20 protein-coding genes and 3 tRNA genes are annotated in these 20,919 nt (G+C 44.2%); 10 read left to right on the plus strand and 13 right to left on the minus strand.

The features are described 5' to 3' along the window. The first annotated feature begins 30 nt into the window (after positions 1 to 30). The 6 genes from mltG to ICN43_RS07070 all read left to right on the plus strand — a co-directional run bounded on the left by mltG (position 31) and on the right by ICN43_RS07070 (position 4,991). Positions 31 to 1,107, plus strand: coding sequence for an endolytic transglycosylase MltG (gene mltG, locus ICN43_RS07045; protein WP_216198143.1), 1,077 nt, complete (start codon positions 31 to 33; stop codon positions 1,105 to 1,107). 5 nt (positions 1,108 to 1,112) lie between these two features. Beyond that, positions 1,113 to 1,751, plus strand: coding sequence for a dTMP kinase (gene tmk, locus ICN43_RS07050; protein ID WP_216198146.1), 639 nt, complete (start codon positions 1,113 to 1,115; stop codon positions 1,749 to 1,751). Continuing rightward, a complete protein-coding gene (locus tag ICN43_RS07055) occupies positions 1,752 to 2,888 on the plus strand; it encodes a DNA polymerase III subunit delta' (protein WP_216198148.1) in 1,137 nt (378 codons plus the stop codon). It begins immediately after the preceding gene. A gap of 11 nt (positions 2,889 to 2,899) precedes the next feature. Then, positions 2,900 to 3,688 carry a TatD family hydrolase gene (locus ICN43_RS07060; protein ID WP_216198150.1) on the plus strand — a complete coding sequence of 263 codons (789 nt, stop codon included), beginning with the start codon at positions 2,900 to 2,902 and terminating at the stop codon, positions 3,686 to 3,688. Continuing rightward, positions 3,685 to 4,386: an ankyrin repeat domain-containing protein gene (locus ICN43_RS07065; protein WP_216198151.1), complete on the plus strand. Its 702-nt coding sequence runs from the start codon at positions 3,685 to 3,687 to the stop codon at positions 4,384 to 4,386. Before ICN43_RS07060 ends, ICN43_RS07065 begins: the two co-directional genes overlap by 4 nt. A 164-nt stretch (positions 4,387 to 4,550) precedes the next feature. Further along, positions 4,551 to 4,991, plus strand: a complete 441-nt coding sequence (locus ICN43_RS07070; RefSeq protein WP_255533458.1) for an ion channel — start codon at positions 4,551 to 4,553, stop codon at positions 4,989 to 4,991. A 37-nt stretch (positions 4,992 to 5,028) separates the two neighbouring features. Here ICN43_RS07070 and ICN43_RS07075 read toward each other — a convergent pair whose 3' ends face one another. The 4 genes from ICN43_RS07075 to hyi all read right to left on the minus strand — a co-directional run bounded on the left by ICN43_RS07075 (position 5,029) and on the right by hyi (position 8,383). Then, on the minus strand, positions 5,029 to 6,021 hold the full coding sequence (locus ICN43_RS07075) for a DUF3108 domain-containing protein (protein ID WP_216198155.1): 993 nt from the start codon (positions 6,019 to 6,021) through the stop codon (positions 5,029 to 5,031). A 25-nt stretch (positions 6,022 to 6,046) separates the two neighbouring features. Continuing rightward, positions 6,047 to 6,634, minus strand: a complete 588-nt coding sequence (locus ICN43_RS07080; protein ID WP_216198157.1) for a YqiA/YcfP family alpha/beta fold hydrolase — start codon at positions 6,632 to 6,634, stop codon at positions 6,047 to 6,049. A gap of 8 nt (positions 6,635 to 6,642) precedes the next feature. Then, the gene (locus ICN43_RS07085) at positions 6,643 to 7,539 is read right to left on the minus strand and encodes a 2-hydroxy-3-oxopropionate reductase (RefSeq protein WP_216198158.1); all 897 of its coding nucleotides are present in this window, start codon (positions 7,537 to 7,539) and stop codon (positions 6,643 to 6,645) included. Between the two features lie 67 nt (positions 7,540 to 7,606). Continuing rightward, positions 7,607 to 8,383 (minus strand): hydroxypyruvate isomerase, encoded by a 777-nt coding sequence (hyi, locus tag ICN43_RS07090; protein WP_216198160.1) that lies wholly within the window; start codon positions 8,381 to 8,383, stop codon positions 7,607 to 7,609. 152 nt (positions 8,384 to 8,535) lie between these two features. Here hyi and ICN43_RS07095 point away from each other — a divergent pair, with 152 nt between their 5' ends. Together ICN43_RS07095 and ICN43_RS07100 are read left to right on the plus strand one after the other, a co-directional pair. Then, positions 8,536 to 9,135, plus strand: a complete 600-nt coding sequence (locus ICN43_RS07095; RefSeq protein ID WP_216198163.1) for a hypothetical protein — start codon at positions 8,536 to 8,538, stop codon at positions 9,133 to 9,135. A gap of 37 nt (positions 9,136 to 9,172) precedes the next feature. Beyond that, entirely contained in the window at positions 9,173 to 9,997 is an 825-nt protein-coding gene (locus ICN43_RS07100; RefSeq protein ID WP_255533459.1) for a M48 family metallopeptidase, read from the plus strand. A 56-nt stretch (positions 9,998 to 10,053) separates the two neighbouring features. On the opposite strand, the gene ICN43_RS07105 is transcribed toward ICN43_RS07100, so the two are convergent. The 4 genes from ICN43_RS07105 to gltX all read right to left on the minus strand — a co-directional run bounded on the left by ICN43_RS07105 (position 10,054) and on the right by gltX (position 11,863). Continuing rightward, positions 10,054 to 10,130, minus strand: a tRNA-Asp gene (locus tag ICN43_RS07105). Positions 10,131 to 10,187: 57 nt separating this feature from the next. Continuing rightward, positions 10,188 to 10,263 (minus strand) — tRNA-Glu (locus ICN43_RS07110). Positions 10,264 to 10,302: 39 nt separating this feature from the next. Next, a tRNA-Ala gene (locus ICN43_RS07115) sits at positions 10,303 to 10,378 on the minus strand. An 81-nt stretch (positions 10,379 to 10,459) separates the two neighbouring features. Continuing rightward, positions 10,460 to 11,863: a glutamate--tRNA ligase gene (gltX, locus tag ICN43_RS07120; RefSeq protein WP_216199980.1), complete on the minus strand. Its 1,404-nt coding sequence runs from the start codon at positions 11,861 to 11,863 to the stop codon at positions 10,460 to 10,462. Positions 11,864 to 11,931: 68 nt separating this feature from the next. On the opposite strand from gltX, the gene ICN43_RS07125 reads away from it, so the two are divergent. Beyond that, entirely contained in the window at positions 11,932 to 12,897 is a 966-nt protein-coding gene (locus tag ICN43_RS07125; RefSeq protein ID WP_216198167.1) for an Hsp33 family molecular chaperone HslO, read from the plus strand. A gap of 16 nt (positions 12,898 to 12,913) precedes the next feature. On the opposite strand, the gene ftsB is transcribed toward ICN43_RS07125, so the two are convergent. The 4 genes from ftsB to ICN43_RS07145 are packed head-to-tail and all read right to left on the minus strand — an operon-like array spanning position 12,914 to position 17,121. After that, the gene (gene ftsB, locus ICN43_RS07130) at positions 12,914 to 13,240 is read right to left on the minus strand and encodes a cell division protein FtsB (protein WP_216198168.1); all 327 of its coding nucleotides are present in this window, start codon (positions 13,238 to 13,240) and stop codon (positions 12,914 to 12,916) included. 23 nt (positions 13,241 to 13,263) lie between these two features. Continuing rightward, the gene (gene eno, locus ICN43_RS07135) at positions 13,264 to 14,550 is read right to left on the minus strand and encodes a phosphopyruvate hydratase (protein ID WP_216198171.1); all 1,287 of its coding nucleotides are present in this window, start codon (positions 14,548 to 14,550) and stop codon (positions 13,264 to 13,266) included. A 36-nt stretch (positions 14,551 to 14,586) separates the two neighbouring features. Beyond that, positions 14,587 to 15,450 carry a 3-deoxy-8-phosphooctulonate synthase gene (kdsA, locus tag ICN43_RS07140; RefSeq protein ID WP_216198172.1) on the minus strand — a complete coding sequence of 288 codons (864 nt, stop codon included), beginning with the start codon at positions 15,448 to 15,450 and terminating at the stop codon, positions 14,587 to 14,589. Between the two features lie 9 nt (positions 15,451 to 15,459). Continuing rightward, a complete protein-coding gene (locus tag ICN43_RS07145) occupies positions 15,460 to 17,121 on the minus strand; it encodes a CTP synthase (RefSeq protein WP_216198174.1) in 1,662 nt (553 codons plus the stop codon). Between the two features lie 358 nt (positions 17,122 to 17,479). On the opposite strand from ICN43_RS07145, the gene ICN43_RS07150 reads away from it, so the two are divergent. Beyond that, on the plus strand, positions 17,480 to 20,065 hold the full coding sequence (locus ICN43_RS07150) for a bifunctional aconitate hydratase 2/2-methylisocitrate dehydratase (RefSeq protein ID WP_216198176.1): 2,586 nt from the start codon (positions 17,480 to 17,482) through the stop codon (positions 20,063 to 20,065). A 75-nt stretch (positions 20,066 to 20,140) separates the two neighbouring features. Here ICN43_RS07150 and ICN43_RS07155 read toward each other — a convergent pair whose 3' ends face one another. Then, positions 20,141 to 20,917: a spermidine synthase gene (locus ICN43_RS07155; RefSeq protein WP_255533460.1), complete on the minus strand. Its 777-nt coding sequence runs from the start codon at positions 20,915 to 20,917 to the stop codon at positions 20,141 to 20,143. Between the last annotated feature and the right edge of the window lie 2 nt (positions 20,918 to 20,919).

The following is a 20,919-nucleotide window of genomic DNA, read 5'->3' on the forward strand; positions in this document are numbered from 1 at the left end:
CTTTGGCTCATGAGCTTTTATCATAGCTTGATGAGCAGAAAATTTCAGGGAAGAACTCTTTATATTCGCTATTCCAATACTAGGCTATGGAAAACATCAGCACTCTACCTTGCAGCCTTTCTGATCATTTTATATGGGGCCATTTTTTTATGGCCTGTTGTGCCAGCTAAGCCCAATATTCCAGAGAGCTCATCCTTTAAGGTCAAGATTAACCCCAAATCAGGTCTATCCGCAATTGCAGTACAGTTATCCGAGCAGGGGCTAACTACAAATGCACTAAGCCTTCACATTGCTGCGAGAGTACTTTTTGTAGGTTCTAAGCTAAAGCCAGGCACATATCTACTGCCGTATCGCGCAAGCTTGGGAAATATTTTGCTACAAATTGCCAGAGGTGACCGTGTCAGAGAAAGCTTAGCCATCATCCCCGGCATGACAATCTGGCAGCTGAGAAGCCTCATTGATAATCACCCAGCGCTCATTCATCAAACTAAAGGAATGGGCCCTAAGGACTTATTGCAGGCACTCGGTCTATCTTATCCTGGTGATGAAGGACTTTTCTATCCAGATACTTATATCTTCGATCCAGACGACTCTGATATTTCAATTTATCGTAGGGCGTCCCAAGCCATGCAGAAACAACTTACAGCAGTTTGGGAGCAGAAAGAGGCCACTTCTCCTTTGAAAACTCCTTATGACCTCCTCATTTTGGCTTCTATTGTTGAAAAAGAGACTGGGCGCTCTAGCGACAGGTCTCTGGTCGCAGCAGTATTTGTAAATCGCCTCAAAATTAATATGCCGCTTCAGACCGATCCAACCGTGATTTACGGTATTGGCCCCAAATTTGACGGCAATCTTCGAAAAGCGGATTTGCGTAGGGACAGTCCCTACAATACTTACATGCGCAAAGGTTTACCCCCAACACCAATATCAATGCCGAGCAAAGAGTCTCTTCATGCCGTAATGCATCCGGCCAATAGTGAAGCTATCTATTTTGTGGCCCGAGGTGATGGCAGTAGCCACTTTTCGAAAACCTTAAAAGAGCATGAAAATGCTGTTGACCAGTTTCAACGTAAACGTAATGTAAGTACTAAATTAACTTCACAGTAATTGCTATGACAACTCAATATCCAGGATATTTTATTAGTTTTGAGGGCATCGATGGTGCAGGAAAGAGCACGCATATTGATTCCTTTGCTATGCTTTTAAGAGATCGCTATCCAGACCGCGAAGTTGTCATGACTAGAGAGCCTGGTGGTACGCAGTTAGGAGAACAGCTACGCGCATTACTGCTGGATGCCCCTATGAATTTAGAGACTGAGGCTTTGCTAATGTTTGCTGCCCGTCGCGAACATATTGCTCAAGTCATAGAACCAGCATTGAGCGCTGGAAAGATCGTTATCTCTGATCGCTTTACCGATGCCAGCTTTGCTTATCAAGGCGGTGGCCGTGGCTTAAGTCTCGAGAAATTAAATGATTTAGAGCGGTGGGTGCAGGGTCGCTCAGACGGTTCATTACTACAACCCAATCTCACCATTTTATTTGACCTACCTGGTTCTGTTGCTGAGTCTAGACGATCCAAGGTGAGGGCGCCTGATAAGTTTGAGAAGATGGATTTAGATTTTTTTGAACAGGTTCGCCAAGAGTATTTGCGAAGAGCAAAGGCAGACCCCTCTCGCTTTTATCTAGTAGATGCCACACGCACCCCAGAGGTTATTTGGAATGATCTTGAGGCATTGGAGTTCAAGCTATAAATGGGTGATCTAATACCTCCCAATGAGTCAACCAAGAAAATAGCTCCTTGGCTAGAGCCTATTTGGGATGGCATGAACTTAGCTAAATTTCCCAATACCATTCTCATTCATGGTCAATCCGGCATTGGTAAGTTTGAGTTCTCCATTGAATTGGCTAAGGCGCTTTTATGTGAGGAATCTTTTGGGGCAAAACCTTGCAATCACTGCGAGGCGTGTAGATGGTTTGACTCTGCTAATCATCCTGATTTCATAGCTCTTGTTCCTGAAACACATCGCAAGCTTTTGCCTCATAGTGATTTTGATTCTGATTCTGACTCACCTAAAAAATCCAAGTTAAGCCAGGCTGATAGCGATGGTGATGTGGCCGAAAAAAAAGAAAAGAAAAGTATTTCGATTGAAGATGCCCGCAGTGCTATTGAAAGTCTTTCAATTGGATCTCACCGGGGCGGTAATCGCATCATCTTGGTTTATCCATTAGAGATGTTGAGATCAGATTCTGCAAATACTTTACTGAAGTCTCTAGAAGAGCCGCCAAAAAATACAATCTTTATATTGTTGGCGGATCGCCTCGATCGCGTGCTACCAACTATTCGCTCACGTTGCCGTTTGCTATCCGCGCCACGTCCTGATCGATTAAGTGGGCTAAATTGGTTACGCACTCAATTAAGCATGATTCCTGGTTTGAAGATGAGCGATACCGATATCGAGTCTATTTATGATGAGCAGGGCGGGGCGCCTTATGCCGTTTTTGACTCCATCGTTGCGCGACACAATAAGGATGAGCTCACTATCGCCATTCAGGCATCGCGATATTTATTGCAATCAATGTCACAGGGCCATAGAACTAATTGGCTTGATGCTGCCGATAAGACTCAAAAAGCCCGCTATTCATTTTTATTAGCTACCATGCAACGCTGGGTTTCTGACCTACAAAGTTGCGCCCAAATGGGTTCTCCACGCTACTACCCTAAGCATGAAATCACAATCCAGATGCTTGCTCAACAGGCTCGCCTACCTAAGTTACTCCGCCTTTGGAAATCCTTAATTCAGGCACGACGTCATGAAAACCACCCTTTAGCTACCCGCATACAGTTGGAGGCTTTGCTTTCTCAATACCAGCAGGTGTTTGAAGACTAAAATGGCGAGTTATGTTTATAGATTCTCATTGCCATCTAGACTTTCCTGAATTTCAAGCCCGTCTACCTGAGGTTTTGTCTAACATGGCTGCCTGCAAGGTAAGCCATGCATTGTGTGTTTCTGTTGATATTCCCGACTTTCCCAAGGTGAAAAAGCTTGCTGAGGATCACCCCCATTTGTATGCCTCTGTTGGTGTTCACCCAGATTACGAAGATACTCCAGAACCTAGCTTTGAGTTCCTGGTTGAGCAAGCCAGGCACCCCAAAATCGTTGCTATCGGTGAAACAGGGCTTGATTACTATCGCATGGGTGAGCGTAGCTATGAATCCATGGAATGGCAGAGGGATCGCTTTAGAACCCATATTAGAGCCTCTATAGCATCACAAAAGCCTCTCATCATCCACACTCGATCTTCTTCATTGGATACTCTCAAAATACTCAAGGAAGAGGGTGCCGATCAAATTGGCGGTGTCATGCACTGCTTCACAGAATCTACTGAAGTTGCTATTGCGGCTATGGAGATGGGTTTTTATATCTCCTTTTCTGGAATTGTGACCTTTAAGAGCGCTAAAGACCTGCAAGATACCTGTAAACATGTTCCCTTGGATCGCATGTTAATTGAAACAGATTCACCCTATCTAGCCCCAATACCGTATCGCGGCAAGACAAACGAACCGGCATGGGTTTCAAAGGTCGGCGAATTTATTGCTCAATTGAAGGGCATTTCTATTGAGAGCTTAGCAGAACACACTTCTAATAATTTTTTCCAATGTTTTCATATAGATAGAGAACTATCATGATAAATTCATTTAAATTTAATACTTTTTTAATTGCTGTATCCCTAAGTATTTTTAGCTCTTGTTATGCCCAATCACCAGACCAAGTTACGGATTTCACCAAATCTGCTAAGTTTGATGATGTTTCTGGGGTTCAATCACTAATCAAGTCAGGCGTAAGCCCAAATACTCTTGATCCCCAGGGCAATCCAATGTTAATTGTTGCTATAAGGGACAAATCCTTTAAGGTCATTGATTTACTTTTAGACAACAAGGCAATTGATGTCAATTTAGCCAATAAAAGTGGTGAGAACCCTCTAATGATTGCCTCAATTGAGGGTGAGTTGCCAGTCGTAGAGACCTTGATACTGAAAAAGAAGGCAGAGGTTAATAGACAAGGCTGGACGCCTTTACATTACGCCTGTAGCACAGGAAGGCTCAGCGTTGCACAATTTCTAGTGGCTAATGGAGCCAAAGTAAATGCGCTGAGCCCCAGCGACACAACTCCATTAATGATGGCAGTCAGCTCTGGAAACGAGGTTCTCATTAAGTTTTTATTGGACCATGGAGCAGATCTTCGCATCCGTAATCACGAAGGCTTTTCTGCAATTGATGTAGCAGTATTGTTTGATAAAGACGATATTCGGAAAGGTTTAATCTCCCGCTGGGAGAAGCTTTATAAGCAATCGTATCCCGGTGGTCCCATGAAAATGGCTTCATAATTGATATATCTATTTGCGTATAATCATTATTATGTAAAACAAGAAATTGACCTTACCTTACAGCACTTAAAGAATAAATGTACCTACTTGAGCATATAGCCAAATTACCAGGGATTAATAATCTTCCCAGCTTTACCACTCTATTTGCAGAGATCAATACAGATATGGGTAATAGCCAGATCTGGTTTGTTCTCATATTGGCATGCTTGATGCTGACATTGCACGGAATTGCAGTATTAATGATTGCTGGCGCATTCCATTGGATAGACGGTAAGCTGGAAAATAAGCACATCTATGGCGCAAACTTCTTATCCTATTTCATTGCTATATTGTTCATTATTGGCAGCCATTTAATTGAAATCATTGGATGGGCTTATATCTGCGTTGCTCTGCAAGTGTTTCCTACCAACCCCCAAACCTTCTATTTTGCTGGCGAAATGTACACCACAGTAGGCTATGGAACTTACACCTTATCTGAGCAATGGAGAATACTGCCGATCATCATTTCATTCTCTGGAATTTTTGCCGTATCAATGTCTGGTGCAGCTTTGTATTCCATGATGGGCGCATTGTTGAATAGGCCCACCAATCAAAGTCCTTTATAGGAAGAAGCTAAAAAAGTTGTTTTGAGCTTTTTCTACCTTAATTAATGAGTTTTGACTTATCTATCGGCGCCCTCTGTTTAAAGACTAGCTCCAGAATGCGTCCATTAGCCTCTAGAGAGCGCATCCTGCCGGGTAGCCAGTCAAGATCCCTAGCAAGCCAAATGTCGACCTGACGCTTGTAAGGACTGCTCTCACGTTGCATGAGTCCATAACGGCGATTAACTGACTTTCCTAGGCTGGGAATATCCTCGGATTCAGCTTCACCATAACTCTTAAATTGCCACATTTCTAGGGTGTCATAGTCAACAACTGGAAGAGATCTGATACTTCCTGCTTCATCAATCTTCTCACTGCCGTTTAAAAGTGAGGCCAGCTGAAACATCAGACTAAATCGATCTTGGGTTCCCGGAAGCAAATCTGGGGTGAAATCAGGCTTTTCGGAAAAATACATCTTCCCTGCTCCATTCTCTGTACGATCAAATCTAGAATATCGCGGTGGCCTAGTCCCACGTTGAGTCCAGTAAATGGATGGCGCTATTCCATATGCATCAACCGAGCCGCGGGACTCAAAAACAAATGGGCCAACTATTGCATAAGGAATATTGATATAGAGGCGGTAATTGTTGCCTTCCGTTATCCAGTCTAGTTGTGCCGCTTGAATCAGTTGTCCATCAACGTAGGCGTCAAAGTAATAAGTGCCTGATTCAGGAAGTCTAAACGCTTGACCAGATTGATCGCCTAATGCCCCCTGCTCTCCTTCTTCCCCCATGCCTTGATCTGATAATGGATCTGCAGACACAGCATTAGTTTGCGTAGGTGGAGATTTATTCTTTGGCGTATTTGCCATCTGAATTTTCTTGGGTGGCTCAACACGGAGATCTGTTTTGATAATGAGATCTTCAGCAATTGGTGGTGGACTAGCGAAAGAAAAAAATGGCAGGCCAAAAAATAAAATGAGATGGCCAATAAGAGATAGAAAAATAGCAGCAATCAGAATCCATAGGGATCTATTGCGTATAACTTGAAACAAGTTGCTAAATGAATCAATCAAGACATTAATGCTCGATAAATTCGATCACAGATGGAAGATGAGTAGCGTAGTCAGTAATTCCATGATCACTTCCCTCAAGGATCAGCTGTTTTGCACCTGGATAAAAAGCGGCCATCTCCTTCCAATCTAGCAACTCATCCCCCTTTGCGGCAATTAAAAAATAACGCTCAGGATTATTAATTGCATCTACTTGTAAAGCGCGTAATTGATTAATGTACTCAGCTTTGAAATCAAATGGCTCTTCGCTGTCATATGCCGTCATCATGCCAACATGCGGCTCTAATTCTCTTGCAGCGTATACAGCGGGATTAAGCACAATTCCCTTGCATTGATATTTTTCAGCAAGATAGTTTGTATAAAAGCCACCTAAAGATGATCCAATAATCACCATACGATCAAAATGAGATTGATCAATGTGATTAATCACCATCTCTATACTTTCTTGAGGTGATGCTAGCAATTGAGGGCAATACCATTCATAGCTATTTTCTGAGTTTGATAGAGCCCTTACTACCTCACCAGTCATTACCGCCTTAGTGGAGTTTGGCGATGATCGAAAGCCGTGAAGATAGACAAGCAAGGTTGATGTCATTGGATGTCTTAAGCCTTTTGCCCAATTTCAAAGTTAGCCATCTTTTCAAGTGCCCTCACCATCGCCGAGTGATCACAAGCTTTATCACCATAAGCACTACAGGAGTTCAGCAGTTCTTGAGCGGTTGCAGTATTTGGCAATGAAACACCTAGAACTTTCGCGCAACTGAGGGCTAGGTTCAAATCTTTTTGGTGGAGTTCAATTCTAAAACCTGGATCAAAGGTTCTCTTAATCATGCGCTCTCCGTGTACCTCTAATATTTTAGAGCTAGCAAAGCCACCCATGAGTGCTTCGCGCACCTTTGCAGGATCAGCGCCTGCTTTAGCAGCAAATACTAGCGCTTCAGCAACTGCCTCAATATTTAAGGCTACTATGATTTGATTAGCCACCTTGGTAATTTGACCGGCACCATTGTCACCAACCAAGGTAATGTTCTTGCCCATTAATTCAAAAACGGGCTTGACCTTGACAAAAGTTGCTTCACTACCACCCACCATGATAGTGAGCGTGGCAGCTTTTGCACCAAGCTGCCCACCCGAAACCGGGGCATCAAGATACTCGCATCCGAGTGCATTTATCTTCTTTGCAAACTCTTTGCTAGCGATCGGTGATATCGAGCCCATGTCAACTACGATCTTGCCTTTACTGATGCCACTAGCGATGCCGTTCTCGCTAAAAAGAACTTTTTCTACATCCGCAGTATCTGGAACCATGGTGATGATGATGTCTGCTTGGCTGGCAACCTCTGCAGCGCTAGAGCAGACAATTGCAGCGTTATTTAGCAGCTCTTGTGGAACTTGGCTGCGGGTATTGACATAAAGGGTATGTCCAGCTGCCAATAAATGGCCCGCCATAGGAGTGCCCATAATCCCTAGGCCAATAAAACCGAGCTTTAACTGATTCATCACATCTTCCTTAATTTATGAATGTTGAATATTTTTGATATTGAATGATTTATAACTTTAATCAAACTTATTTGTATGAATCCATCCATCCCAGACCTGCTACAGTAGATCTCAGGGGTTTGTATTCACAACCAATGTAACCGGTATACCCAATACGATCTAATAAGCCGAATAGGTAGTCATAGTGAATTTCACCGGTACCGGGTTCATTGCGCCCAGGGTTATCCGCTAACTGAATATGCGCAATACGGCTGAGGTTGTTTTGAATCGTAATGGCCAGTTCACCTTCCATACGCTGAGCGTGGTAGATGTCGTATTGCAAAAAAGCGTTATCTGCTCCTACGGCATCTAAGATCGCAATACCCTGCTCCGTCTTAGAGAGATAAAAGCAAGGAATATCAAAGGTATTGATCGGCTCAATCAAGAGTTTTAAGCCTACTTTTTTTAGCTCACTGGCAGCGTATTGAAGATTGGCTACAAATGTGTCATGAAGTACTTTTGGGTTGGATCCAACAGGCTCCTTGCCAGCTAAACAATTGAGATGGGGCACACCCAATATGCTGGCATATTCAATCGCCTTAGCTACACCAGAGCGAAACTCGGAAACTCGATCGGGTAAACAAGCAATTCCCCGCTCTCCAGCGTCCCAATCACCTGCAGGCAGGTTATGTAGAACTAGCTTTAGGTTGTTGTGATCTAGGGCCGATTTAATCGCCTGCACATCAAATGAATAGGGAAATAGAAATTCCACTGCATTAAAGCCAGAGCTCTTAGCCAGTGCAAAGCGCTCTAAGAATGGAACTTCATTGAAAAGCATGGTGAGGTTGGCAGCAAATCGAGGCATTGCATTCCTTACAGTCAGGGCTCTATTAAAGCCCTGATGTTATCAAAGAAGACTATAAATTTCCGCAAGCCTCAATGGATGGCACTTTAAGTCAAATTCAGGGCAAAAATACGCTAATATCAGTGAAGCAATGCTTATTCTTAAGGAAAGTTATGAAAATCAAATTCACACCTATTACCCTGATAACTAGCGCTCTTTTAGGGTTCCTAGCACCTGCAATGGCTCAAACTCCCAGCGCACCAAATGCTGTAGTAGTAGATGCAGCCGTCACAGACAATATTTTTCAGCTGTATGAAGGCATCGTTACCAAAATTGATAAGAAGACGCGCACCATTTTCTTTAAAAATAATGAAGGTGAATCTAAATTCGTGGCGGGCCCTGAAATCAGAAACTTTGACCAAATCAAAAATGGTGATCGTCTCAGTGTTACTTACGAGCTAGCTGTTGCAATCGAGCTCATTAAAACTAAGAGTGATGGCATCCGCAGCAAAGTAGAAACTTCGTCTGAAGTTGCTTCGAAGGCCGGTGAAAAGCCAACCCGCACGATTACAAATACAACAACTATCATTGCTGACATTATTGCAGTTGATCGACCCAAGAAACTCGTTTCAGTTAAGGGCCCCAGTGGTAAAGTGACTGTAGTGACTGTAAAGAACCCGCAATTACTAGCTGATGTGAATGTAGGTGAACAAGTTAAGGTAATCTATTTTGACGCTATGGCTGCTTCAATCACAAGCCCTAAAAAGAAATAATCTAGAAATATTCGGTCTGTAAATGCAAGGGTTTCATTTGAGTATTCGCATCTATGCGATCCTTGCTCTCGCTGCTTTACTATCGGCATGTGCTAACACTACTCGCCCAGGAGCGGTAGGTGTTAATCGCTCTCAATTGATGATGACTTCATCTGAAGAGGTTAATCGTATCTCTGCAGTAAGCTATAACGAGCAGAATCAAAAAGCAAAAGATAAGAATATCTTGGTGTCTTCGGGCCCTACTTATGATCGCCTAAAGTTTATAGCGAATCGACTAATCCCCCAGACAGTCGCTTTTCGAGATGATACGAATCAATGGGACTGGCGTCTTACACTGATTGATGCGCCCGTACTGAATGCTACTTGTGCGCCAGGCGGTAAGATTACTTTCTATACGGGAATTATTGAACAGCTGAATTTAAGTGATGATGAAATCGCTGCCATCATGGGACATGAAATTGCTCATGCACTTAGAGAGCATGGCAGAGAACGAGTATCTCAAGCTGCAGCTCAAAATGTATTTGTAAACATTGCCGCTGCTTTAGCTGGTCCCTATGGCTACGCTGTGAGCGCTGCCAACCAAGTTGCCCAATACGCCATTGTTTTACCCAACTCACGAGAAAATGAATCTGAAGCGGATGCAATTGGACTAGAGCTTGCGGCAAGAGCTGGTTATAACCCGATGGGTGCGATTAGTGTTTGGCAAAAGATGCTGAAAGCAACAAAGGGTAAAAACTCCCCAGAATTTTTATCTACCCACCCTTCTGGCGAAACCCGAATCGAAAAACTTACTGCGCTCATGCCAACAGTTGAGCCTCTATACAAATTAGCACCAAAGGCGCCACCCTCTACGAAGTTATAGGGAGATTGTGCAGAAAAAAGAAAAAAGCCCCTTATCAGGGGCTATTTCAACATACTTGGCGGAGCGGACGGGACTCGAACCCGCGACCCTCGGCGTGACAGGCCGATATTCTAACCAACTGAACTACCGCTCCAATTACATCGATTGCTACTTGTGTCACAACTTACTTCTCACAACTAGCCAAAAATTTTGGCGTCCCCAGGGGGATTCGAACCCCCGTACTCACCGTGAAAGGGTGATGTCCTAGGCCTCTAGACGATGGGGACCTAGACTACTACTAAACTAATAATGCCATTTTAAATGCTTGGTGGAGATAAGCGGGATCGAACCGCTGACCTCTTGCATGCCATGCAAGCGCTCTCCCAGCTGAGCTATACCCCCATAATCTCGCTAAAAATCTACAAGACACTCAAAACAATCCAAGATTTTATCCTATTTTTGTAGGTGGATGCAAATTCTGGCTCAGACGACCTTGGAGAGCCTTTCTATCGCCTCCTCCTTACCTAAAACAAGTAATACAGAATCAATGGCTGGGGTTTGTGTTGTAGCAAATAAAGCATAACGGACAGGCATCGCTAAAGCCGGCATTTTGATCTGATGCTTGGCTAAAACTTCTTTAAAAGCTGCGCTATAGGCAGATTTTGTATGCTCCGAAGACTGTACTGCATCGATCAAATCTCTAAGTGCTGGAATAATTTCAGATGGGATATTTGCGGTAATTTGTTCTGTGCCTAGAACAGGTGCCGGTAAATAAAAAAGTTTGGCACCCTCAGCAATTTCTATAAGAGTATTTGCACGGTCTTTTAGGAGTGCTACCACCTGAACAAAGTCTGGACCATTTTCTGTATCGATGCCTAACTCATGCGCAAATGGCTTAGTTAATTCAGCCAATATCTCTGGATCAGTATTTTGTATATATTGATGATTAAGCCACAGTAGCTTTTCTGGATTGTGTTGTGCGGGTGATCGACCAAGACTATCAAGATCAAACCAATTGACGAACTGGTCCTTAGTAAAAATTTCTGCGTCACCATGAGACCATCCTAACCTTGCCAGGTAATTCAGAATGGCTTCAGGCAAGTACCCTGCTTTTTGATAATCACGCACACTCATGGCGCCATTACGTTTACTCATTTTTTCACCAGAGTCATTTAGCACTGTTGGTAAATGAGCGTATACGGGAGGCGTGCCACCAAGAGCCTTCATGATATTGATTTGGCGTGGCGTATTATTTACATGATCATCACCACGAATCACATGGGTGATACTCATATCAAGATCGTCGACTACAACGCAAAAGTTATAGGTTGGAGTGCCATCTGGACGGGCAATCACCAAATCATCCAACTCATCATTGCTGATTTCAATTTTGCCTTTAACGGCATCATCCCAAATGACAGATCCGCCAATGGGATTCTTAAAGCGAATTACCGGCAAAACGTCTTTCGGAATATCTGGCAACGTTTTGCCAGACTCAGGACGCCATAGGCCGTTATAGCGAGGCTTTTCCTTATTAGCCATCTGTTGGTCACGCAGCCGATTGAGCTCCTCCTCGCTCATATAACAAGGGTATGCAAGGCCAGCATCGAGCATTTGTTTTAATACCTCTCGGTATCGATCAATACGCTGCATCTGATAAATCGGACCCTCATCTAAATCCAGCCCAAGCCATGCCATACCCTCAATGATGACATCGACAGCTTCCTGTGTTGAGCGTTCCAAATCCGTATCCTCAATACGCAAAATGAAATCACCTTTGTTATGGCGGGCAAAAGCCCAAGGATACAAAGCGCTGCGGAGGTTGCCCAAATGAATAAAGCCCGTTGGACTGGGGGCGAATCGTGTACGTATATGCATAATTGGCATTATCTCAGGTTGGCTATCATTTTCCTTATTTAGCACCTCTAATCGCAAAAAAGTGGATACTTTCATTTATGAATGAATTACTTGTCTTTATTTGTGATGGCGCCCCCGTCCGCGGTGAAATTGTCTCTATAAGTAGTGCCTGGCAGGCCGTTTTAGAGCGTCGCAATGACCCCCCTGTAGTTCAACGAATCCTCGGTGATTTTGTAGGTGCTGCGACCCTCTTAAGCGCTAGCCTCAAATTTGATGGCACCTTGATTATTCAAGCTCAAAGCAAGGGCCCAATTCAGCTTTTGGTGGTTGAATGCAAGTCAGACCTCACAATGCGAGCTACTGTAAAGCTATCTGTAGAGCCTGCTGACATTAATCCTAATGCCACCTTAGATGAATTACTGGATGCTGACAATACTGGGCGCCTTGTGATTACTCTTGATCCATCCGACCGCCAACCCGGTCAACCGCCCTACCAAGGTATTGTCGCGCTTCAAGAGCAGCAGGGAACCGTAATTAAGCCTGTTACCAGTGCTGCTGAGGCCATAGCCCTGTATATGCAAAATTCAGAACAACTAGACACCCGCATTTGGCTTGCATCAAATGAAACCCACGTGGGCGGACTGCTTTTGCAACGCCTACCTGACTCCGGCGGCTATGCCCATTTAGACCCTCAACTCGCAGCGGAGGGTTGGAGCCGAATTCAAACGCTTGGAGAAACCATCACCGACGAAGAGTTGCTAACCCTTTCGCCACAAACTATCCTGCGCCGTCTATTTTTAGAGGAGTCTGCTGAAAGCGGCGTTCGTAGCTTCCCATCACGCCCAATTCGATTTAGCTGTCGTTGTTCAAGAGCTAAAGTTGCCGATGTCCTCAGAATGCTAGGTGAAGAAGAAGTTGAAAGCATTCTTACGGAGCAAGGTGCTGTTGAAACTGAATGTGATTTTTGTGCGAAAGCCTATCGCTTTGATGCCGTTGATTGCAGGCAGGTTTTTAAAACCGACTTATTAGTAGATGCAACGAGACCGCCATCTAGCGGTCATTAGCGAGTAGACTCATTCATTATTGTTTAGTAACTTCTGGCTTCACACCATCGGCAGTGTTGGAGGTGGTTTTTTCCACTGGCAGTATCTGAATAAAAAATTCACCCTCTTTAATCATTCCATGTTCGACACGAGCACGCTCTTCAATTGCACGAGTTCCATCTTTCAAATCCTTAACGTCACCAGTCAACTTCGCATTACGCAAGCTGAGCAGGCTATTTTTAGCCTGCTGTAACTCAAGCTGTTTCTCCATTTCATAAACCTTTAGCCACCCACCCTTACCCAACCAGAGTGGGTACTGTATTGCGATCAGCAATAACAGCATGGAGTAGATGACGATACGCATGGGGCTAAAAAGCTAGCTAGTAATTAGCGCTTCAAGTTATAAAAAACAGACTTTCCAGGGTAAGTGGCAACATCACCCAGATCTTCCTCAATCCGTAGTAACTGGTTGTACTTAGCGATACGATCTGAACGAGACAAGGAGCCTGTCTTTATCTGACCAGCATTCGTACCAACAGCAATATCAGCAATTGTGCTATCTTCTGTTTCGCCAGAACGATGAGAAATCACAGCAGTGTAATTGGCGCGCTTAGCCATCTCAATCGCCGCAAAAGTCTCAGTCAGTGTTCCAATCTGGTTAATCTTAATGAGAATTGAGTTAGCAATACCTTTATCGATACCTTCTTTAAGAATGCGAGTGTTGGTCACAAAGAGGTCATCTCCAACTAATTGGATTTTCTTGCCTAATTTTTGAGTAATATCAGCCCAGCCATCCCAGTCACTCTCATGCATACCATCTTCAATCGAAACGATTGGAAATTGATCAGCCAAGTTACCCAGATAATCGGAGAATTCAGTTGAGGAGAGTTGCAAGCCTTCACCTGATAAGTGGTATTTACCATCTTTATAGAATTCACTAGCGGCACAATCCAAGGCTAATAGGACATCTTCACCCGCTTGATAGCCAGCAGCTTCAATGGCCTTCATGATTGTCTGTAAGCACTCTTGATTGCTCTTAAAGTTTGGAGCAAATCCTCCTTCATCACCAACAGTAGTAGGCATACCTTGCGCACCTAAAATTATCTTTAACTCATGGAAAATTTCAGCACCACAACGTAGCGCTTCACGGAAACTTTGCGCACCAACCGGCATCACCATAAATTCTTGAATATCTAAACTATTATTTGCGTGCGCCCCACCATTGACGATGTTCATCATTGGCACAGGTAATTGCATGCCGCCTGATCCGCCAAAGTAGCGATATAAAGGTAGCCCTGCTTCTTCTGCAGCTGCCCGAGCAACAGCCATCGAAACAGCCAGAGTTGCATTCGCACCTAAGCGTGCTTTGTTATGAGTGCCATCTAATTCAATCAAAGTGCGGTCAAGAAATGCTTGCTCAGTTGCATCAAGGCCTAGGATCGACTCAGCGATCTCGATGTTGATATTTTGAACAGCTTTAAGGACACCTTTACCTAGGTAACGGGCTTTATCACCATCGCGAAGTTCAATAGCTTCGCGTGAACCTGTTGACGCGCCAGAAGGTACTGCTGCGCGTCCCATAACTCCAGATTCAAGCAATACATCACACTCAACCGTTGGGTTTCCGCGTGAATCTAAGACTTCTCTACCGATGATGTCAACAATGGCGCTCATGCACCTTCTCCTAAATAAAAAAATGAATATGGGATGTTACTTAAAGCTATCTTCTAAAAAAGATCCAGATTTTTTAACAACTGAGTCAATCGCAAGCAAAGATTCAAGTAACTCTCTCATGCGGTTCAGCGGAACTGCATTTGGACCATCTGATAATGCCTTAGCAGGATCGGGGTGCGTCTCCATAAATAAACCACTGATGCCGACAGCAACTGCAGCACGAGCCAATACGGGAACAAATTCACGTTGACCACCACTAGCATTACCCTGTCCACCTGGCAGCTGGACCGAATGCGTTGCGTCAAAGACAACTGGTGCCTTGGCTTCACGCAAGATTGCTAAGCTACGCATATCTGAAACTAAATTGTTGTAACCAAATGAAGCGCCACGCTCGCAAACCATAAATTGATCCGGGAGATTGGATTCAACAGCAGCTGCACGAGCTTTATCAATTACATTGAGCATCTCATGGGGGGATAAAAATTGTCCTTTTTTAAAATTCACCGGCTTACCGCTCTGGGCGCAAGCTCGAATGAAATCAGTCTGCCTACATAAGAAAGCTGGTGTCTGAAGAACATCAACCACTTTTGAGACGGGCGCAATTTCACTGATGTCATGAATGTCAGTCAATATGGGCACACCAATTTCACGCTTAACGCGGGCAAGAATCTCAAGACCCTTTTCCATACCTAAGCCACGAAAAGATGTGCCAGATGAGCGATTAGCCTTATCAAAAGAAGACTTATAGATAAATGGAATATTTAGTGCAGAGGTAATTTCCTTTAACTCACCAGCAATATCTAAAGCCGATTGCTCTGACTCAATAACGCAAGGTCCCGCTATCAAAAAAAAGCGATGATCTAAACCAACATCAAAACCGCATAACTTAAATACACGCATTGCGATCTCCTAGGCTGCTTGCTTTTGAGAGGCAGCTTGATGAATTAATGACGCCTTGATAAATGCAGAAAATAATGGATGACCATCTCTTGGCGTTGAGGTGAACTCCGGATGAAACTGCACGCCAAAGAACCAAGGATGCATGGAGTTCGGTAATTCCATCATTTCAGGCAAAGACTCATTTGGAGTTCTAGCAGAAATAATCATGCCAGACTTTTCGAGGCGAGGTACGTAAATATTATTAACCTCATAACGATGACGATGGCGCTCGTTTACTTCGGCCCCATAAATATTATGAGCCAAAGTACCAGCCTTCACTGGACAACGCTGTGAGCCTAAGCGCATGGTTCCGCCAAGATCAGAATCATTTGTGCGCTTCTCAACTCGACCTTCGCGATCTAGCCATTCCGTAATTAAAGCAACCACAGGGCTCTCTGTCTCGGGATCAAACTCAGTACTGTTTGCCTGGGCAATATTGGCAACATGACGCGCAAATTCAATTACAGCTAATTGCATTCCTAAACAGATGCCTAGATATGGGATCTGATTCTCACGTGCATAACGAATAGCGGCAATCTTTCCTTCAGTACCGCGTTTACCAAAACCGCCTGGCACCAAAATTGCATCCAAATTTTGAAGACAATCTACGCCATCTTTTTCAATCACTTCAGAATCAATGTAATTAATATTGACACGTGTGTGATTGTGGATGCCTGCATGCCGCAAAGCCTCAATCAATGATTTGTAGGATTCTGTTAACTCAACATACTTGCCGACCATGCCAATCGTGACTTCATGTTGCGGGTTAGCCAATTCATAGACTAGCTTTGCCCAAACTGATAGGTCCGCGGGTTTGGCTTGAATATCTAACTCACGACAAATCAAATCATCCATACCCTGCGCTTGGAGCATTTCAGGAATCTTGTAAATGGTATCTACATCCCACACTGAGATAACGGCCTCTTCACGTACGTTCGAAAAGAGTGAAATCTTGGAGCGCTCATCTTCTGGGATTGGGCGATCAGCACGACACAATAGGACTGTAGGCATGATGCCGATTTCACGTAACTTTTGTACAGAGTGCTGGGTAGGCTTTGTTTTTAACTCTCCTGCGCTAGCAATATAGGGCACCAAAGTGAGGTGCACAAAAGCGCAGCTGTGTCGTGGCAGACGAATACTCATCTGGCGGGCTGCCTCAAGAAATGGCAACGATTCAATATCGCCTACTGTTCCACCGATTTCGCAAATAGCAATATCAGCATTTCCGTCATGACTCGCTTTCGCACCGCGCTCTACGAATGCTTGAATTTCATTTGTAATGTGCGGAATCACCTGAACGGTTTTACCCAAGTACTCACCGCGTCGCTCTTTACTGATGACAGATTCATAGATCTGGCCAGTGGTGAAGTTGTTACTTTTACGCATCTTTGCGGATACAAAGCGCTCGTAATGGCCAAGATCGAGGTCAGTTTCAGCACCGTCTTCAGTAACAAAGACCTCGCCATGTTGAAGCGGGCTCATTGTCCCAGGGTCAACGTTGATATAGGGGTCTAATTTTAGGAGGGTGACTTTCAGGCCGCGGGATTCGAGAATCGCGGCAAGCGAGGCAGCTGCGATTCCTTTCCCTAGAGAAGAAACCACACCACCAGTGACAAAAACGTATTTGGTCATCGCTTAAGCTCTGTTGGAAATAGTAATTATAACGATAGCGAATCTGTTGTGAAAATTTCTTGACTCCACCAAAAACTCGTCTAATTTATCGGTCAACTTATGGATAATTAGTTCTCATTTTTTGAGTCAAGCGATATCGCAGGATGAATAAGATCAAACCCTCCATCTCAGAGCACATACCCAAATTCTTCTTAAATCCCTCAAAAAGGGTGTTTTCATCTCTTTTTTACTAATTTTTTAAGAATTTTTGACAATTAAGTCTTATATAAGACATGAATTAGCAATTACAATAAGCCGGTTAGGGTAATAAACCCTGCTTAGCTTTACTGTTGATAACTCTTACCCAATAGGAAACACGATGCTAGAAGCCTACAACGCCCAAGTTGCCCAACGCGCAGTCCTTGGAATACCAGCCCTTCCCCTTACTAAAGACCAAACTGCCGAACTCATTGGCTTGCTTAAGAATCCCCCTAAAGGTAAAGAGGCGGAATTGCTCGAAATGATTACCAATCGAGTTCCTGCTGGCGTTGATGAGGCTGCTAAAGCAAAAGCTGAGTTTTTAGATGCTGTTGCCAAAGGCACAGAAAAATCACCATTAATTTCACGCATCAAGGCAACAGAACTCTTGGGTACTATGCTTGGTGGATACAACATCAAGCCGTTAGTGGAGCTTTTGGAGGATGCTGAATGTGGAGCAACAGCTGCTACAGCCCTAAAAAATACATTGCTCATGTTTGATTACTTCAATGATGTACAAGAGCTTGCTGAAAAGGGAAATAAGCAAGCTAAGGAAGTAATGCAGAGTTGGGCAGATGCCGAATGGTTTACAAGTCGTCCGGCTGTTCCTGACAGTATGAAGCTCACAGTATTTAAAGTTACCGGTGAGACCAATACAGATGACCTCTCTCCCGCCCCTGATGCTTGGAGTCGTGCTGATATTCCATTGCATGCAACGATGATGCTAAAGAACCCCCGCCCAGGAATTAATCCTGATGAGAGCGGCGTTCGTGGGCCGATGAAACAAATTGCTGAGCTACAGAAGAAGGGCAACCAAATTGCCTATGTTGGCGATGTAGTTGGTACCGGCTCATCACGTAAATCAGCAACAAATTCTGTCTTATGGTGGACCGGTCAAGATATCCCGTTTGTACCCAATAAGCGCTTTGGTGGGGTCTGTCTTGGTGGAAATATTGCGCCAATCTTTTTCAATACAATGGAAGATTCTGGTGCACTACCAATTGAATTAGATGTCTCTCAACTGAGCATGGGCGATGAAATTGAATTACGCCCCTATGAAGGCAAAGTACTGAAGAATGGCAGTGAGATTACTACCTTTACTCTAAAGTCCCCTGTTATTTTGGATGAGGTAAGGGCTGGCGGCCGTATCCCTTTAATCATTGGTCGTGGATTAACTGCCAAAGCTAGAGCTGCCCTAGGCTTGCCTGCATCTACTGAATTCCGCGTGCCTGTTAGCCCTCCCGATAATAAGAAGGGTTTTAGCCTTGCCCAAAAGATTGTGGGTCGCGCTTGCGGCTTACCCGAAGGTCAAGGTGTTAGACCAGGTACATATTGCGAGCCACGCATGACTACTGTAGGCTCACAAGATACTACCGGCACAATGACACGCGATGAATTGAAAGATCTGGCATGCCTTGGATTCTCATCCGAACTCGTGATGCAATCTTTCTGCCATACATCGGCATATCCAAAACCAGTTGATATTTTGACTCAACATGAGTTACCACCATTCATGACTAATCGCGGTGGGGTTTCGTTGCGCCCAGGTGACGGCGTGATTCATAGTTGGTTAAATCGCCTATTGTTGCCAGACACCTGCGGAACCGGCGGCGATAGTCACACACGTTTCCCAATTGGCATTTCTTTCCCTGGCGGTTCTGGCTTGGTTGCTTTTGCTGCCGCTACAGGGGTGATGCCCTTAGACATGCCTGAATCTGTATTGGTGCGCTTTAAAGGCAAAATGCAGCCTGGCATTACTTTGCGTGATTTGGTAAACGCAATCCCCCTATTTGCAATTAAACGCGGTCTCTTAACCGTAGAAAAGCAAGGAAAAGTAAACGTGTTTTCCGGCCGAATTGTAGAAATAGAAGGTTTACCAGACTTAAAAGTTGAGCAAGCGTTTGAATTATCAGATTCCTCTGCTGAACGCTCTGCTGGTGGTTGCACTGTTCATCTGAACAAAGAGCCAATCATTGAATACATGCGCTCCAACATCACTTTAATGAAATGGATGATCGCCAATGGATATGAAGATAAGCGTACGCTTAGTCGCCGGATTAAGGCAATGGAGGCATGGATTGCTAAACCTGAATTGCTTAAAGCGGACGCCAATGCTGACTATGCTGAGATTATCGAAATCGATATGAATGAAATTAAAGAGCCGATCTTGGCATGCCCTAACGATCCAGATGATGTGAAGTACTTGTCTGAGGTTGCTGGAGAGAAAATCGATGAAGTCTTTATCGGCTCATGCATGACTAATATCGGCCACTTCCGTGCTGCTGGCCAAGTATTACAAGGCAAGAAAGATATGCCAACACGCCTGTGGGTAGCACCTCCAACCAAGATGGATGCAATGATTCTGATGGAGGAAGGTTACTACGGAATGTTAGGTGCAGCAGGTGCGCGCATGGAAAGTCCCGGTTGTTCTTTGTGCATGGGTAATCAAGCCCAAATTCGCAAAGGATCTACCGCTGTTTCAACTTCGACACGAAACTTCCCCAATCGCTTAGGTATAGACACACGTGTATTCCTGGCATCAGCGGAATTAGCATCTGTCGCAGCCTTACTGGGTAGACTTCCAACTCCAAAGGAATACCTTGAGCAAGTTGAGTCACTAAATGCAAAATCTGCTGAAGTGTATCGTTACATGAGTTTTGACAAGATTAAGTCATTCAGCGATGTTGCTGACACTGTCACAGTCTAAATAGTATTAAGCCCTGAAGTTTGAGGCGTTAAAAAAGGCGATCAATAGATCGCCTTTTTTATTAACCATCTGTTATTAAATAGACAGTTTGTTTTCTTGATGCGCATTTTCGCGATGCAGTCCAGATACCCAAGCATTGGTTGGTAAGCCTGTCTTCTCCATGATTAATTTTGCACGCTTAGAGACTTCTTTCCACTCCACATCCAACTGCGGACCTTTAAAAGCAATAGCCACTACATTGCAATCATGTGATTCCGGAAAGAGCAGGACACGGTTATCAAATGCCTCACAAATATGATTCAAATTAATGTCAAAACTTTTGTGACGTGAAAATAAGTTCACAGTTAAAACGCCGGGTGATTTCAGAATGTTGTAACAACCCTTATAAAAGTCTAAAGAGCTGGCTGCAGGCCCATCACAAATTGCGTCATATAAATCAACTTGAACTGCATCAAAATGATTCTGGAGTTTTATATTTTGAACGAACGCTTTAGCGTCTATTTGCAAGGTCTCCAGACGGCGATCATCATCAGGCGTAAAAAACATGCTACGGGCCGATACAATCACAGCGGGATTTAGCTCAACAACCGTTGTTTTGACTGCCGGGCAATAGCGGTGAGCAAACTTTGTGAGCGCACCAGTGCCTAAGCCAAGTTGAGCAATACGCATGCCCGGCTTAGTCTCCAAAAAAAGAAGCCAAGCCATCATCTGCTGGTTGTACTCCAGATAAATCTCATCCGGATCACGGATACGCATCGCACCTTGAATTAACTCGCTACCAAAGTGCAGATAGCGTACACCACCACTTTCAGAAAACGTGACTGGCTCCATAGCCATGAATTCATCTGGCATAT

The sequence above is a fragment of the Polynucleobacter sp. UK-Mo-2m-Kol15 genome (assembly GCF_018881505.1).
In the GTDB taxonomy this organism is placed as follows: domain Bacteria; phylum Pseudomonadota; class Gammaproteobacteria; order Burkholderiales; family Burkholderiaceae; genus Polynucleobacter.

Excerpts from the sequence above, each read along its gene's own strand:
- mltG (WP_216198143.1), top strand. The coding sequence starts at position 31 with ATGAGCAGAAAATTTCAGGGAAGAACTCTTTATATTCGCTATTCCAAT.
- tmk (WP_216198146.1), top strand. The coding sequence starts at position 1,113 with ATGACAACTCAATATCCAGGATATTTTATTAGTTTTGAGGGCATCGAT.
- ICN43_RS07055 (WP_216198148.1), top strand. The coding sequence starts at position 1,752 with ATGGGTGATCTAATACCTCCCAATGAGTCAACCAAGAAAATAGCTCCT.
- ICN43_RS07060 (WP_216198150.1), top strand. The coding sequence starts at position 2,900 with ATGTTTATAGATTCTCATTGCCATCTAGACTTTCCTGAATTTCAAGCC.
- ICN43_RS07065 (WP_216198151.1), top strand. The coding sequence starts at position 3,685 with ATGATAAATTCATTTAAATTTAATACTTTTTTAATTGCTGTATCCCTA.
- ICN43_RS07070 (WP_255533458.1), top strand. The coding sequence starts at position 4,551 with ATGGGTAATAGCCAGATCTGGTTTGTTCTCATATTGGCATGCTTGATG.
- ICN43_RS07080 (WP_216198157.1), bottom strand. The coding sequence starts at position 6,634 with ATGACATCAACCTTGCTTGTCTATCTTCACGGCTTTCGATCATCGCCA.
- ICN43_RS07085 (WP_216198158.1), bottom strand. The coding sequence starts at position 7,539 with ATGAATCAGTTAAAGCTCGGTTTTATTGGCCTAGGGATTATGGGCACT.
- hyi (WP_216198160.1), bottom strand. The coding sequence starts at position 8,383 with ATGCCTCGATTTGCTGCCAACCTCACCATGCTTTTCAATGAAGTTCCA.
- ICN43_RS07095 (WP_216198163.1), top strand. The coding sequence starts at position 8,536 with ATGAAAATCAAATTCACACCTATTACCCTGATAACTAGCGCTCTTTTA.
- gltX (WP_216199980.1), bottom strand. The coding sequence starts at position 11,863 with ATGCCAATTATGCATATACGTACACGATTCGCCCCCAGTCCAACGGGC.
- ICN43_RS07125 (WP_216198167.1), top strand. The coding sequence starts at position 11,932 with ATGAATGAATTACTTGTCTTTATTTGTGATGGCGCCCCCGTCCGCGGT.
- ftsB (WP_216198168.1), bottom strand. The coding sequence starts at position 13,240 with ATGCGTATCGTCATCTACTCCATGCTGTTATTGCTGATCGCAATACAG.
- eno (WP_216198171.1), bottom strand. The coding sequence starts at position 14,550 with ATGAGCGCCATTGTTGACATCATCGGTAGAGAAGTCTTAGATTCACGC.
- kdsA (WP_216198172.1), bottom strand. The coding sequence starts at position 15,450 with ATGCGTGTATTTAAGTTATGCGGTTTTGATGTTGGTTTAGATCATCGC.
- ICN43_RS07145 (WP_216198174.1), bottom strand. The coding sequence starts at position 17,121 with ATGACCAAATACGTTTTTGTCACTGGTGGTGTGGTTTCTTCTCTAGGG.
- ICN43_RS07150 (WP_216198176.1), top strand. The coding sequence starts at position 17,480 with ATGCTAGAAGCCTACAACGCCCAAGTTGCCCAACGCGCAGTCCTTGGA.
- ICN43_RS07155 (WP_255533460.1), bottom strand. The coding sequence starts at position 20,917 with ATGCCAGATGAATTCATGGCTATGGAGCCAGTCACGTTTTCTGAAAGT.